The following is a 13,742-nucleotide window of genomic DNA, read 5'->3' on the forward strand; positions in this document are numbered from 1 at the left end:
TATGAATTTTATTACCATGCTTAAGAATGATCCTGTTGTGATGTTTTCTATTGGCGGCTTAGCTATTGTGTTAGGGATTTGTGCATTTTACGTTTATTACTTTATTAAACATATTAAGGACGACTCTTAATCGTTAACTTTCAGGATAGTAATCTGTTTTTTAATCGATAGAGTAATTGAGATCAATGTCGTACAATAGCTTTTCTCACTGTACGACCTTCCTCAAAAGTAACAAATGATTATTCCATTAGAGCAAATCCAAGTAGACACTTTAGACGCAATTATTGAAGAATTTATTTTACGCGAAGGCACCGACTACGGTGCTATCGATACCAGTAAAGAAGATAAAATAGCACAAGTGAAATTACAGTTAAAACAAGGTAGTGCAGTATTGGTTTACTCTGAACTACATGAAAGCGTTAACATTCTTCCAAGTGATCAATTTAAACAAGAAGAAAGTTAATCTTCAACGATCATTGTAGCAATTGAGATCCTAAATCAAGTTTAGGCCACGTTCAGGTGCAGGATAACGGCAAGAAATCGCTAACGTAAATAATCACTACTGTTAATTATGCAGAGCCTTATCGCCAGTATTAATCACTATAAACTTTTCTATGGGCTTTAATGACTTTTTTCCAAGGAATGTTTTGATTTCCTAAGCTAAGAAAGTCGGGGTTAAGTAAGCTATCTCTTTTATTGTAAGTAAGGGGGTTAAACTCACTATCAATAATAGTGCCACCTGCTTGCTCTAAAATACATTGGCTAGCCCCTGTATCCCACTCACCGGTAACACCTATACGCAAGTAACAGTCAGCACCACCTTCAGCAATTAAACAGTTTTTTAATGAACAACTGCCTAATGCAATATGATCAAAATCAAACTCTTTACTCAAGTATTGTCCCATTAATTCTATACGTTGACGTTTACTAATTGCCACTTTAATACGACGAGACTCTTGATACTCTGCAACATGAATTTGATGACTACTATTATTATTTTTAAGGTTACATTCCTTAAAAGCGCCTAGATTATTTTGGCCGTAGTAAGTTAAGCAATGATCAGGCGCATGAATAACACCAATACTTGGCCAACCATTTTCAATTAATGCAATATTTACCGCAAAATCACCGCTACCAATAATAAACTCACCCGTGCCATCAATAGGGTCAAGTAACCAATATCGTTGCCAGTTTTTTCGCTGTGCTAATGGAACAGTCCCAACTTCTTCAGAAATAATAGGAATATCTGGCGTTAACGTTTGTAATTGATCCATCAAAATATCATTAGAAGCGATGTCAGCACTCGTCACTGGACTATTATCTGACTTCATGTTCGCGGTGAAGCTTTGATCTCGATAATACTTCATTACCTCAACACCCGCTTTTTTAGCGCTTTCTAAGGCAATACTTAATAGCTTTTCGTTACTCATGCTCATATATCTAATCCTGATTGGATAACTTGCTTGGGGAAAGGTAATCAACTGATAACATTAACGCAGCGATACTACGAGCTTCTTGAAAATCAGGTTGGCGTAATAACGCTTTATAGTCTTTAATTGGCCAAGGAACAACATCTAATGGCTCAGGTTCATCACCTTCAAGCATTGAAGGGTATAAATCACTAGCAACGAAGATATCCATTTTTGCGTTAAAGAAAGCGGGAGCCATCATCACTTGGGAAAGGAATTTCAGTTGCTTGCTGCCATAAAAGATTTCTTCTTGTAACTCACGATTAGCTGCCTGTTCAGGTGATTCACCAGGATCAATTAATCCTTTAGGAAAACCTAATTCATAGCTATGAGTTCCTGCACAGTATTCTCTCACTAATAATATAGTATCAGCGTCAAGCATAGGCACTATCATAACCGCACCATTTCCAGAGCCAACCATGCGCTCATACTGACGCTCTTCGCCATTACTAAAGGTTAGTTCAAGCTGTTCAATAGTAAACAAACGACTTTTCGCCACTTGATTTCGACTATTGATTTTTGGTAATTTATTTTTCCCTATCATAAGCTTGCGTATTTCGTTCTACATAACGCTATAATGACACGATAAACATCAATTATGGAACCTCTAAATGCTCAATTGGGAAAAAATTAACTTTGTTCTACTCGATATGGACGGTACTTTATTAGACTTACATTTCGATAATTTTTTTTGGCATAGCCATATTCCATCAAAATACGCTCAAGCACACAATGTTTCCTTAGTTGAAGCTCAAAAATATTTACATGTTGAAACCAGTAAAGTATCGGGAGAAATTGAGTGGTATTGTTTAGATTATTGGACTGATAAACTTGATTTACCTATTGTTGAATTAAAGAAAGAAATACAACATAAAATTGCGCTACGTCCAGATACATTACCCTTTTTAGCAGCGCTTAAAGCAGCAAAGAAACAAGTGGTGTTATTAACGAATGCTCACCCTGACAGTTTGTCGCTAAAGGTTGAAAGAACAGCATTAGATCAGCATATTGATGTATTAATCTCAACTCATCGCTATGGTGCAACTAAAGAATCACAAGTTTTATGGCAAAAATTACAAGCCGACTTGAAGTTTGATAATGATTCAACATTATTTGTAGATGATAGTTTAACAATTCTAAATAGCGCTAAGAAATTTGGTATACAGCACTTACTGGCTGTCGCAAATCCAGACTCTACTTTACCCAGCTTTAATGAAACTCACCTAAAGGGCTATTCTTACATTACAGATTATAGAAATATTATTGCTGATATTATTTAGTCATCAATGAAAGCTGTCATACAACTTGACTAAATGATTGTGCATTTCGGTTGAATAAATGTGCATGACACTCAGCTAATATCGACAATGCAATGCTTTCAGGCAATGTTCCACCAATATCAAGACCCGATGGACCTGCGAATACAAAAGGCAATATAGCTTCTTTGATATTCGCTTGCATAATCACTTGCTGCTTTCTATTTTTTGGACCAAGTAAAGCCATATATTGCAAGTTTGAGTGTGCTAAAGCATGTAATGCATGTAATGCATGTGCATCTATACTTATATTATGGCTCATTAAGATCGCAGCATTCACGTTTTTTTCAGCAACAAAAGTCGCTAAAACGTTAGCCTCACCTTTAATCAGGTAATCAACATTCGCAAAGTATTCTTTTCGTGCATTCGCTGGGCGAGGATCCCATAAGGAAACTTGCCAGCCCAACTGCTTTGCCATATTAACTAAAGGTCTAGCATCAATTCCACCGCCAACAATAAGTAAGTGCGGCTCAGGAATAATAGGTGTCGCTAACCAATTAGCCTTATCTTTAATAAGTATATTATTGGTCGTGCTTGAGTTATGAGACGTGCTTTCATTTTTTGATACGGCAAAGCTTGATGCTGAAATGAGTGCAGCTGTTTCAGCTATATCAGTAACGCTTTTAGCTTCAAAATACGCTTTAGAGTCAATATTATCATCAACAATACGCTGATATAGATACCCAGAGATACGATTATTAAGTGTTTCATAGACATCAATTAACGACAAATAGTTATTATCAGCATGAATTGGCTCCAACATAATATAAATGGTACCACCACAACCAATACCTAAGTGGAATGACATATCATCTTCATCTGAACCGTCATAACAAAGTAACTTTGTTACACCCGTTTGCATGACTTTGCGTGCAGTAACAGCGATGTCAGACTCTAAACAGCCACCACTTAACATCCCTAATTGATGACCTTGACTGCTAAATAACATCATAGCACCCGCTTTTCGATAACAAGGACCTTCAGTTTTATAAATAGTCGCTAAAACCCAATCGCAATTATCCTTATTGGGATACCACTGAGTTAACAAATGTGACAAATGGTTACTAATGTTCATTCCAACCTATAAACTTAAACTGACATTGATTTAAAAGATAATAATGGCATATTCCTTTCTACTGCAATGTCATATTTTTGCGCATTAATAATCATTGATTGTTGCAGAATCAATTGCCTGATATTTTTGAGCGCTTAGAATAACTGCTTATGCCAAATTACACAAAGGTAAACGACCAAGCGCTATATAATTACGATTAACCGCCATAAGATCTAAGCTCAAGTAACTAAAATAAAATTAATTATTAAAACGGTTATCTGCAAAGGACTTTATCTAGATTACACAACGCTGAAACTGCTTTTACACCCTTGATTTTATTATTTAATAGACTCAAACATTGTTAGTAGTAGCGAGTAAAAAACACATGTTAAGTCACTTAATTTGGTAACACCACAAAATAATACTAGCACAAAAGCGCATATGTGAATATTGTATCCATCAGTTTAAACAATTACTTGAGATAATATTTTGAATACTGAAAAATTAATGATCGCGCTAAATGAGTTTACTCATGTCGGGGGCGCTTTAGTCCTTATTATTGCTGTTGTTTCTATTCTTACGGGATTCATGCGTGAATACATTCCACAAGATAAGTTGCAAAAAAAATTAACTAAGCATGAAAAATGGGGATCATTACTTGGCGCAAGCTTTGGCATGTTAACCCCTTTCTGCAGCGCTGCTGTGGTGCCCGTTACAATGGGCATGGCATCAATGGGTGCATCACTGGGTACAGTATTAAGCTTTTTAATTTCGGCCCCTTTATGTAACTTCATTGTATTAGCAATGATCTATGCAACCTTTGGACTAAAAATAACGGTTATTTATTTAGTCATCACATTTACTGCGGCTGTTTTAGGTGGATGGTTGATTTCTAAATCGCCTTGGCGAAATGAGATCAAACGCGGTGAAGAACTAGAAGGACCTACATCACAGCCTAGTTGTGGTGGAGCAGTTCAAACATCAAGTGCATGTGCTGCAGCTAGCCCTACTTCTACTAGTTGTGCTACTCAGTCAAAAACACAGCCATCGATTAATTCAATAAGTATGAATTGTGACTCATCTGCAACCATGTTTATGGAATCAGTTGAACCATCAAAAATCCACAAAGCATTACGATTCGCATTAGCCTTATTCAAAAAGATCGTGCCTTATGTATTATTAGGCGCACTAATTAGTGGCTTGTCTGCTGCGTATTTACCGGCAGAATTAGTGGAAAAGTATGTTGGCGGAGGTGATTTACAATCAATTATAATCGCCGCGGTTATTGGTGTGCCACTTTACTTACGTATTGAGATGGCAATCCCATTATTAAGTGTTCTTATTCTTAAAGGAATGGCCTTAGGCCCAGCTTTAGCATTAATTATTGGTGGTACAGGTGCAAGTTTACCTGAAATAGCGCTTGTGTCGGCTGTTCTGAAACGAAAAGCCGTTGTAGCATTTGTTTTTATTGTACTTACTACTGCTATTCTGGGTGGCGTAATTTTTCAATACCTAGTCTAGTGTCAAAAAAGTAAGTAAGTAAATTTAGATATAGCCTTTCTGTGAGAGTTGGTATAATGGCTTTATATTATTTTAACGCAATCAGAAAGGTTATTAACTGATGGATGAGAAGTATATTGATGCACTAAAAGCTTTATCAGACCCTACTCGACTACGTTTATTTTGGCTTTTAGTCCATATAGATCAGAGAATTAATGTTGCTGAAGCTATGGATGTTATTGGTGATACGCAATATAACGTCTCTCGCAATCTTAAAATGCTGCACAAAGCCGGTTTAATTACACCGACCAAACAAGGTAAATGGGTTTACTATACGTTAAACGAGCAAACCGCTTTACATTGTAAAGCCTTAGTAGATTCAGTGAAATTTTTGCCAGAAGAAAATTTTTCTGATGTCACTAAACGTTGTATGTTGCGTTTATCCATGCGAGATAACGGTGAATGTGTTGTTGGTGCAAACAGTGATGAATGGATATCGGCAAATAACTAAGCTGAAATCCGTTATGCCGATATTTAAATAGTTTAATGATCCAACATGATATGTGTTTTCACACGAGGCAACTTCCAGATAATGTACACAGGAATAATGGTAAGCATCAACAACGCTAATTGTTCCGCCTCGTTTAACGGTAATAACTGTAATAAATACACAATCACCGCTGAACCACTCATTTGCACAAAACCTAACAATGCTGAGGCTGAACCTGCTTTTTCACCAAAAGGTGCAAGCGCCTGACCTGCACAAGCCCCCATTAATAATGAAAAACCAAGTGAGCTAACCATTATTGGTAACATAAAGGCAATAGGTGTTTGAAAGTCTAATAAAGTTAGCATTAACAAACCAGCAATAGCCAGTAAAACCATTCCTAAACCTATAGTTATTCTTGCGCCAAATTTAATTAAAACTCTAGGTGCCAGAAAACAAGCAACAATATTAATCACGGCATTTAAACTGAACCAAAATACAAAACTTTGCTGATCTAAACCTAATCTAACAATTAACCACGCCGGCGAACTACTAACATAAGCAATAATAATTGCCATTGATAACATAACCACCAAGGCATTAAACAGAAATACGGGATGTTTCAACACTGGCATAAAATGGGACATGGAGATAAGTTTTTTATGTTGTGCTGTATGTACTGGCCTGGTTTCTTTAAGCGTAAAAAACAAAATAATACCGGCAAATACAGCGTAGCCTGTCATAAATTCAAAGTTACTACGCCAGCCAAAAGACTCAGTTAGTACATTACCTAACAATGGCGCTAGTGCAGGAATACAGCATATGGCACTATTTAAATAAGAATACATAACGCCGCTTTCAATCGCGTTATATTTATCACGCACACTGGCAAAAGCTGAAACAACTATTGCGCATGCACCAATCCCTTGCAATAAACGACCAATAAGAAAAAAGGTTAAGCTATCTGCATAAGCAGAAACAAGTGAAGCCAAGCCATAAATAAGTATACCAACCATAGCAACTGGACGACGACCATAGCGATCAGCTAATGGTCCACTTATTAGCTGGCCAAACCCCAGACTTAAAATGAATATTGTTACGCTCCACTGAATTTGTGTCATTGGCACAACAAATTCTTCAGCCATAATAGGTAAAGCAGGTAAAAATATATCTATGGCTAATGGGCTAAAAATAACCATTAGAATTAATAGCGGTAAAAGTTGTTTATTTGTCATATAAGTCTCAGTAATGATGACTGCGTAGTATAAGATATTGACGTTCCGAGCAGAAGGTAATTATGATAAATTTAATTAACAAAGATTGTATCCTGTGCATAACTTATCTTACTACTGAGTCAACATAAGCTTGTGTAAAATAGATGAAGTCCAAAGACTTACCTTGTTAGTTTTTTACTTCCGATTAGCTTATTAATAGTTGTATTTATTTATGGTTGCTGTAGCTTATTCATTTATCTCGATTATACTGTTGAGACGTTCTTAGGTATTAAAAACTCAGTTTAATATACTTAAAAAATTCTATTTTAGGAAAATATATGGCTGATTTTTACTCTCGCACTACCGTACAATCTCGTCTTATGATGGGCTTTGGCATCGTACTTTTCATGATGATAATTATTACCATCGTAGGGATTAATAGTGTTAATACTATTGATGAATCGATGACATTAATAACTGATAAAAATTCAATGAAACAACGTTACGCTATAAACTTCCGCGGGAGTGTTCATGATAGATCTATTGCTATTCGTGATGTCGTTTTAATTAAAAATGACAATGAACTGCAAAGTACCCTACGTAATATAAAACGTTTAGAAGTTTTCTATAATGATTCCAAAGTGCCACTTGATAATATGATGATAAATAACTCAATGCCTGAGGAACAAATCATCCTGGATAATATTAAAAATATAGAAAAGAACACTATGCCGTTGGTACGTAATGTTATTGCTGCGATAGAAGCGGGTAAACAAAAAGAAGCTGAATTAATCTTACTTGGGTCAGTAAAACCTGCTTTTACCCAATGGTTAGATGCTATTAATCAGTTTATCGATTACCAAGAAGTAGAAAATCAAGAAGCAACAACCCTTGTTAAAGAAACCGCTGAAAACTTTGCAGGGCTTATGCTAGCGCTAACAGGAGTAGCCTTCATTATTAGCGGAATAATTGTCTATCGTATAACAACAGCTTTAAAAGTTTCACTCGATGGTGAACCTAGAGATGTTGCAAAATTACTGTATAAAGTTGCCGAAGGTGACTTAACTCAAGAAATCAGAGCAAAGTATGAAAATAGTGTTTTATATTCTTTGCAAAAAACACAAAATCAATTAAGAAAAATAATTTGCAATATTGCTAATGCTGCTACCGATATGAATGTACAAACTGATATTGTTTCATTAGGCTCTTCTGAAATATTGTCTTTAGTACAACAACAACGAGAATATACGACAGCAGCCACCGATAATTTAAACGATATGAGAGAGAAAACATATGCTGTCTCTGAGTTACTTGTGCAAACAGAAAAAAACTCTACAGAAACCTTAGATTCATGTACTGCTGGCAGTGAATCAGTTAATGCAACGGCAACAGAAATTAAAATGGTGTTAGAAACCGTTAGTATTGCCCTTGATAAATTACAAAAATTAGAACAACGAACTAAAGATATCAGCGGTATTATTACGGTTATTAGCGGTATTTCTGATCAAACGAACTTATTAGCATTGAATGCCGCTATTGAAGCAGCAAGAGCTGGAGAATCAGGCAGAGGGTTTGCCGTAGTTGCCGATGAAGTAAGAACACTAGCGCAAAGTACAGGCTCTGCCACCGCAGAAATTGAATCAATGTTAACTGAAATAACGCAAGAAACTGCAGACTCTGTTGTTGCTATGCAATCAACGTTACCTAAAATTGAAAGAGGTCTTGCCCTAGGTGTTAGCTCTGTTGAATTATTGAAAGAAATAGAGAATAAAGCTAATGATTCATTATTGAATGTAAAGAAAGTTGTCAGTGGTTCAAACGAGCAAATTATTGTTATAGACGATTTATATGAAGGCATGAAAAGTGTCGCTGATATGGGCGATGCATCGAGTAGTTCATTAGAGAAAAACAACAATGTTGCTCACTCTTTAAATGATTTAGCATGCCAATTAAAAACTCAAATTTCCTATTTTAAAGTTTAGAAGAAAATAAGTATCCACCTCATCAATAAGGCATCGTATTTATACTTTGTCTTCACTTGAATTGCTAATAAATTGATCTATATGAAGGCTAAAAACATACCACTATGTTTTCAGCCTTATACAGTTGAAATTATTATATTTTTTATAATATAATCCAAATACAACAACTATATTGTGATGTTTAATAAAATAAAAAATAGGTACATAACGCGTCTATTTATATTAGACCTTTACTAACTGACCTTAATATTCAACTGACTTATTTTTTATGAAATTATTTATTTTTCTATTCTTTTTCCCCTTTCTTAGTTTTGCTGAAACCTTATCAGTTGCTTTATATGTAAATCATGACGATCATTTAAAATTATCACGATCATACAAGCTTAATTGGCAACTTCTAAAATTAGCGGCTGAAAGTGAAGGCATTACGTTAGATGCAAAAGAAGATTTATGGTTAAGAGGTTTGAACTTTATTAAAGAAAAAAAACTGGATGCATTAATAGGTGTATATTATTCCGAAGAACGTGAAAATTTTAGTTATTATAGTCAGCCTTTAACTATCGATAACCTTTATTTATATTCTCAAAAGCCACATAGCCTGACGCTTAAAGATATTAATAAACACCAAGACATCGTGGGGGTCACCACGAAATCATTCGCCGAGCAAATAGCTCAAGAAATTGGTTTTACGAATATTTATCATAAGAGTAGCTCTGAGAAAGTATTTGATTTATTAATTAAAGGTAGATTGCAATACGCAATATTTACAGAATCACTTGCTAATAAACACTGCAACTTGCCCCCCCCAAAAAAACTTAAACAAAACTGTATTTACCCGATGAAACCCCCTTTAATGACAAAAACAATTCATACTATTTACAATAAAACCCCGCGAGTAATCAATATTGCTAAACGCCTTGATTCAGCCATAGATAAATTTATTGATGAAGGTAAAGTTAAAATATTATTTTTATCATGCGGTTATAGTGAAAAAGAATATAAGTCATGGCTTAAAGTTAGGGGTAATTGGATCAATAAAGATAATGGATAATTGAACGTTCCTTATGCATAAGTATTGATTGTAATATTGAGGTAGTGCAATTAATTTACTGCCTCAATTAAAACATAATAAGCTTACCTGGAAGACAAAATAACAAAACGTAAACCAATGAGTTTAGTCATTCAACGCAGCAAGATATGTTTGGTTTAGTCAAATATTTCGCTAAATTGCGTAACCATACCTATGTCGCTAGACGCATTTAGACTATACAACGTTCCTTTTAAGCATTGGTTAACGTCAATAATTGAAAGCAGGATAACATAGTGTGTTAGTGCTGTGATTAAGTACTAGTTAAACACAGAAGCAGTTTCCTTTAATGCCTGAGACTGCACTGTTATATCTTCTGCAGAAGCTAATACTTCGCCTGATATCTCAGTCGCTAACTCAACAGAGCTATTTAAAACACATTGCATTTCAGCTATTTCATTTGTAACCATACTCTGCTGCGTTGCTGAAGCGGCAATGGATGATAGCTGAATATTAACACTAGCTATATCGTTGTTCACAAGTTCAAATTGAGCAACAGTTTTTGTTGTTGCCGATTCAACATCGATAATAGCGGTTGAAACATTACTAATATTTTCCACCATGGTTAAGGTATTATTTGCTAATCCATCCAGCACACCTTTTATATCAACAACATTTGATTGAGTTCGCTGTGCTAGCTGTCTAACCTCATCAGCAACAACACTAAATCCTCGACCAGAATCTCCTGCTCTTGCGGCTTCAATAGCGGCATTCAATGCTAATAAATTAGTTTGCTCTGCAATGCTATTAATTTGATCGACTACGGTTTTAATTCTAGCAGCACTTTCTGATAACTCATCCATAGAGATAACAGAAGCTTCAACACTCACTTTTGTTTTACTAATGTTACTCGATAAGCTCTTCATTGTTTCAACAACTGACGTTGATAAGTTTGTTGCTGCTGAACTGGCTGTAGCGGCTTCTTCTGTTCGAGCCGACACATCAGCAATTGACGCTGTAAGCTCTTCAACTGCTGCTGCTATAGAAATAACTCGTTCCAGTACATCTTTATTCGCATCTTGATGATTGGTCGAGCGTTTGAGTATATGGCTCGCTGTGTCGTAAGTTAAGGATGCATTTTCTTTAACTTTACAAATAAGCTGATCTATTTTGTTAGCCATATCATCAACTGAACACAATAGTATGTCGGTTTCTTTTTGCGAGTCTTTATTATATTTCAGATTCAAATTACTGACTTGACCAGCACCAAGCCTATCCAAGGCATGAAAGGTTTGCTTGAAATCTTTAAATATTATTTTAGTGACTATTTTAAGTGAGAAGGCGATAAGCACCATGGCAATTAAAGCAACAAAACCTGTTTCTTTACCTAACGAGGTTGCCATTATTGTCATTTGTTTTTCTGGCACAATAATCAACAAAGCCCAGTTATAACCATTGATATGCTGGTAATAAATATTGTTCCCATTGATGTTGAAATCACTTGATTTCCCCATACTAATTTCTTTTTTTATCTGAGTAAAATCGCTAGGCGCTGGCTGAGAGCTAATCAAGATTTTTTTGGAATCGATAAGGTGCATATCTCCAATACTATTGACTGAGTATGCAGTAATCGCTTTATTAATAGACTCTAATGTTTTCGTTACTTTGAGTCCTGCAAAGACAATAACATTCACATCACTTGAGTCTATCTTTAAAGGAATATAAGCGGTGACATAATTTGAGCCAAATAAACTGGCCATGCCATAATAATCATTCCCAGAAATTAATTGGTTATAGCCAGGGTGTTTATTTTTCCCCAACTTTGTACCAAAGGCTCTTTCGCCATCAGCTTTCAATAAAGATGTAGAAATTCGAATGAAATCACCATCTTTAGTTTTCTGGAAAATGGTAATTGGCATTTCATATTTTTTTGTTAATTGATCAATCAGTTCAAATTTACCGGCTAATAGTTCTCCGTTTAAATATAAACTTGGTAACTCTTCACCCTTAACTGAAATGACTTCTGCAGACACCGCTAGATCAGGCTTTATTTCTACAGTTAATTGTTCCGCTAGCTGTTGAGTTGCTTTTAGATTTAACTCAAAGGCAGGTACGAGAAGATTTGCGCTACTGAGTAATTGTGCCTTAATACTCGATTCGGTGCTCTGTTTTACTTCTCTTTCTGCTACATAATAATTAACGACTGCAACAACAACAAAAGCAATAAACGTAAGTGATAGTACTACGCCATTTAATTGATTTTCAATTTTCCATTTACTAATCATATAACACTTCCAACCTTCGAGATAAGTTAAACACACTGTCTTATAAATATACTAATAAAAGACATAACACAATGTTTAATAAACAAAGATCTAATTATTTTTTATTGTAATCAGCTCAATATAGATTGATTAAAATAAAAATAGCAGTGAAATATTCATAATTTTTACTAAGCACTATTTTCTTGCAACTAAATGAACAGTACTGGTAGAGCGCTCTAAAAAAGCCCCTTCACAGTAAGCAAAATAATATAACCACAGGCGCTTAAACGTTTCATCATAACCGTGTGGTTTTAAATCTGACCACGATGCAATAAAGTTTTTTCGCCAATCGTTTAATGTTTTAGCATAATCAAGTCCAATATCGTTTAGGCTTTCCATGACTAACTCGCTATGGTCGGTTATGTGCTGACTTAATATATTGATTGATGGTAGGAAACCGCCAGGGAAGATATATTTTTGTATAAAGTCGACATTACTTTTGTATGACTCAAAGCGTTGGTCGGCAATAGTTATCGCTTGAATAAGCAATTTTCCACCAGGTTTTAGTCGATCATTACACTGCTTGAAAAAGCTAGGTAAAAACTCATACCCAACCGCTTCGATCATCTCGATAGAAACAACTTTATCAAATGCTCCAGTTAAATCACGATAGTCTTTTTTTAGTAACGTAATTTGTTCTGTTAATCCTAGCTCTTTAATACGCGTTTCAGCATAAGCATATTGTGCATCAGATATCGTTGTTGTGGTTACCTTACAGCCATAATGCTGTGCTGCATAAATAGCTAGACCGCCCCAACCTGTACCTATCTCTAATAAATGGTCAGTTTTTTCTAGCGAAAGACGATCACAAATAGTTTGTAATTTATAAGACTGTGCTTCTTCTAAGGAGCTGTCTTCTGTTGGATAGATCGCTGAAGAATACATCATTTTAGGATCTAAAAATCGCGTATATAGTTCATTACCTAAGTCATAATGCGCCAAGATATTACGTTTAGAGCCTGATTGTGTATTTCGGTTTTGCCAATGAAAAAAAGCATTTTTTAGTTTATTAGACCAAGAGCTTTTTGCTTCTAATGAATCTGTTAATTGCTGTGCTTTAGCAAAAATACGAATAACATTGGTTAAGTTAGGACTGCTCCATTTACCATCGATAAACGACTCCGCAACCCCGATACTACCGCCTTTAACAAAATCTTGATAAACACTCATATCATGAATATGTATTTTGCCTTGTATGTCTGGGTTATTTGTCGTTGCAGGGAAAAGGTGATGCTTTGAACCCTCAACTACTTCTAATTGTCCGTAGGTAAGTTTATCAAGAATAGAATAAACAATTGAGCGACAGCGCTGATCTAACCAAGTAGCTTCTTTCAATACGCTAACACCTTCAACTTGTTCCATTTCATAC

The 13,742-nt window shown here is 35.4% G+C and carries 13 protein-coding genes; 7 read left to right on the plus strand and 6 right to left on the minus strand.

The genetic code is table 11. From position 1 onward, the window contains the following. The first annotated feature begins 1 nt into the window (after nt 1). On the plus strand, nt 2-130 hold the full coding sequence (locus GQS55_RS18055; RefSeq protein WP_159821834.1) for a DUF3149 domain-containing protein: 129 nt from the start codon (nt 2-4) through the stop codon (nt 128-130). 105 nt (nt 131-235) lie between these two features. Then, the gene (locus tag GQS55_RS18060) at nt 236-463 is read left to right on the plus strand and encodes a YheU family protein (RefSeq protein WP_159821836.1); all 228 of its coding nucleotides are present in this window, start codon (nt 236-238) and stop codon (nt 461-463) included. 130 nt (nt 464-593) lie between these two features. Here the strand turns inward: GQS55_RS18060 and cysQ are convergent, their stop codons facing one another. Both cysQ and nudE read right to left on the minus strand, forming a co-directional pair. Then, on the minus strand, nt 594-1,430 hold the full coding sequence (cysQ, locus tag GQS55_RS18065) for a 3'(2'),5'-bisphosphate nucleotidase CysQ (RefSeq protein ID WP_159822995.1): 837 nt from the start codon (nt 1,428-1,430) through the stop codon (nt 594-596). A gap of 10 nt (nt 1,431-1,440) precedes the next feature. Beyond that, nucleotides 1,441-2,013, minus strand: coding sequence for an ADP compounds hydrolase NudE (gene nudE / locus GQS55_RS18070; protein WP_159821838.1), 573 nt, complete (start codon nt 2,011-2,013; stop codon nt 1,441-1,443). A 67-nt stretch (nt 2,014-2,080) separates the two neighbouring features. Here nudE and yrfG point away from each other — a divergent pair, with 67 nt between their 5' ends. Beyond that, nucleotides 2,081-2,749: a GMP/IMP nucleotidase gene (gene yrfG, locus GQS55_RS18075; RefSeq protein ID WP_159821840.1), complete on the plus strand. Its 669-nt coding sequence runs from the start codon at nt 2,081-2,083 to the stop codon at nt 2,747-2,749. 16 nt (nt 2,750-2,765) lie between these two features. On the opposite strand, the gene GQS55_RS18080 is transcribed toward yrfG, so the two are convergent. After that, the gene (locus tag GQS55_RS18080) at nt 2,766-3,860 is read right to left on the minus strand and encodes an XdhC family protein (protein WP_236559692.1); all 1,095 of its coding nucleotides are present in this window, start codon (nt 3,858-3,860) and stop codon (nt 2,766-2,768) included. 468 nt (nt 3,861-4,328) lie between these two features. Here GQS55_RS18080 and GQS55_RS18085 point away from each other — a divergent pair, with 468 nt between their 5' ends. Continuing rightward, nucleotides 4,329-5,360 (plus strand): permease, encoded by a 1,032-nt coding sequence (locus GQS55_RS18085; RefSeq protein ID WP_236559693.1) that lies wholly within the window; start codon nt 4,329-4,331, stop codon nt 5,358-5,360. 100 nt (nt 5,361-5,460) lie between these two features. Next, a complete protein-coding gene (locus GQS55_RS18090; RefSeq protein ID WP_159821842.1) occupies nt 5,461-5,850 on the plus strand; it encodes an ArsR/SmtB family transcription factor in 390 nt (129 codons plus the stop codon). Nucleotides 5,851-5,882: 32 nt separating this feature from the next. Here GQS55_RS18090 and GQS55_RS18095 read toward each other — a convergent pair whose 3' ends face one another. After that, on the minus strand, nt 5,883-7,061 hold the full coding sequence (locus GQS55_RS18095; protein ID WP_159821844.1) for a multidrug effflux MFS transporter: 1,179 nt from the start codon (nt 7,059-7,061) through the stop codon (nt 5,883-5,885). 317 nt (nt 7,062-7,378) lie between these two features. Between GQS55_RS18095 and GQS55_RS18100 the strand changes: the two genes are divergently transcribed. Both GQS55_RS18100 and GQS55_RS18105 read left to right on the plus strand, forming a co-directional pair. Beyond that, entirely contained in the window at nt 7,379-9,022 is a 1,644-nt protein-coding gene (locus GQS55_RS18100; RefSeq protein WP_159821846.1) for a methyl-accepting chemotaxis protein, read from the plus strand. A gap of 268 nt (nt 9,023-9,290) precedes the next feature. Then, a complete protein-coding gene (locus GQS55_RS18105; RefSeq protein ID WP_159821848.1) occupies nt 9,291-10,073 on the plus strand; it encodes a substrate-binding periplasmic protein in 783 nt (260 codons plus the stop codon). Between the two features lie 296 nt (nt 10,074-10,369). Here GQS55_RS18105 and GQS55_RS18110 read toward each other — a convergent pair whose 3' ends face one another. Together GQS55_RS18110 and GQS55_RS18115 are read right to left on the minus strand one after the other, a co-directional pair. Beyond that, nucleotides 10,370-12,334 carry a methyl-accepting chemotaxis protein gene (locus GQS55_RS18110; RefSeq protein ID WP_159821850.1) on the minus strand — a complete coding sequence of 655 codons (1,965 nt, stop codon included), beginning with the start codon at nt 12,332-12,334 and terminating at the stop codon, nt 10,370-10,372. A gap of 174 nt (nt 12,335-12,508) precedes the next feature. Beyond that, on the minus strand, nt 12,509-13,735 hold the full coding sequence (locus tag GQS55_RS18115; RefSeq protein WP_159821852.1) for an SAM-dependent methyltransferase: 1,227 nt from the start codon (nt 13,733-13,735) through the stop codon (nt 12,509-12,511). Between the last annotated feature and the right edge of the window lie 7 nt (nt 13,736-13,742).

Source organism: Colwellia sp. 20A7 (assembly GCF_009832865.1).
Classification (GTDB): domain Bacteria; phylum Pseudomonadota; class Gammaproteobacteria; order Enterobacterales; family Alteromonadaceae; genus Colwellia.

Coding starts and splice junctions, on each gene's coding strand:
- GQS55_RS18095 (WP_159821844.1), bottom strand. CDS start 7,061: ATGACAAATAAACAACTTTTACCGCTATTAATTCTAATGGTTATTTTT.
- GQS55_RS18110 (WP_159821850.1), bottom strand. CDS start 12,334: ATGATTAGTAAATGGAAAATTGAAAATCAATTAAATGGCGTAGTACTA.
- GQS55_RS18060 (WP_159821836.1), top strand. CDS start 236: ATGATTATTCCATTAGAGCAAATCCAAGTAGACACTTTAGACGCAATT.
- GQS55_RS18090 (WP_159821842.1), top strand. CDS start 5,461: ATGGATGAGAAGTATATTGATGCACTAAAAGCTTTATCAGACCCTACT.
- GQS55_RS18115 (WP_159821852.1), bottom strand. CDS start 13,735: ATGGAACAAGTTGAAGGTGTTAGCGTATTGAAAGAAGCTACTTGGTTA.
- GQS55_RS18080 (WP_236559692.1), bottom strand. CDS start 3,860: ATGAACATTAGTAACCATTTGTCACATTTGTTAACTCAGTGGTATCCC.
- GQS55_RS18100 (WP_159821846.1), top strand. CDS start 7,379: ATGGCTGATTTTTACTCTCGCACTACCGTACAATCTCGTCTTATGATG.
- cysQ (WP_159822995.1), bottom strand. CDS start 1,430: ATGAGTAACGAAAAGCTATTAAGTATTGCCTTAGAAAGCGCTAAAAAA.
- nudE (WP_159821838.1), bottom strand. CDS start 2,013: ATGATAGGGAAAAATAAATTACCAAAAATCAATAGTCGAAATCAAGTG.
- yrfG (WP_159821840.1), top strand. CDS start 2,081: ATGCTCAATTGGGAAAAAATTAACTTTGTTCTACTCGATATGGACGGT.
- GQS55_RS18105 (WP_159821848.1), top strand. CDS start 9,291: ATGAAATTATTTATTTTTCTATTCTTTTTCCCCTTTCTTAGTTTTGCT.
- GQS55_RS18055 (WP_159821834.1), top strand. CDS start 2: ATGAATTTTATTACCATGCTTAAGAATGATCCTGTTGTGATGTTTTCT.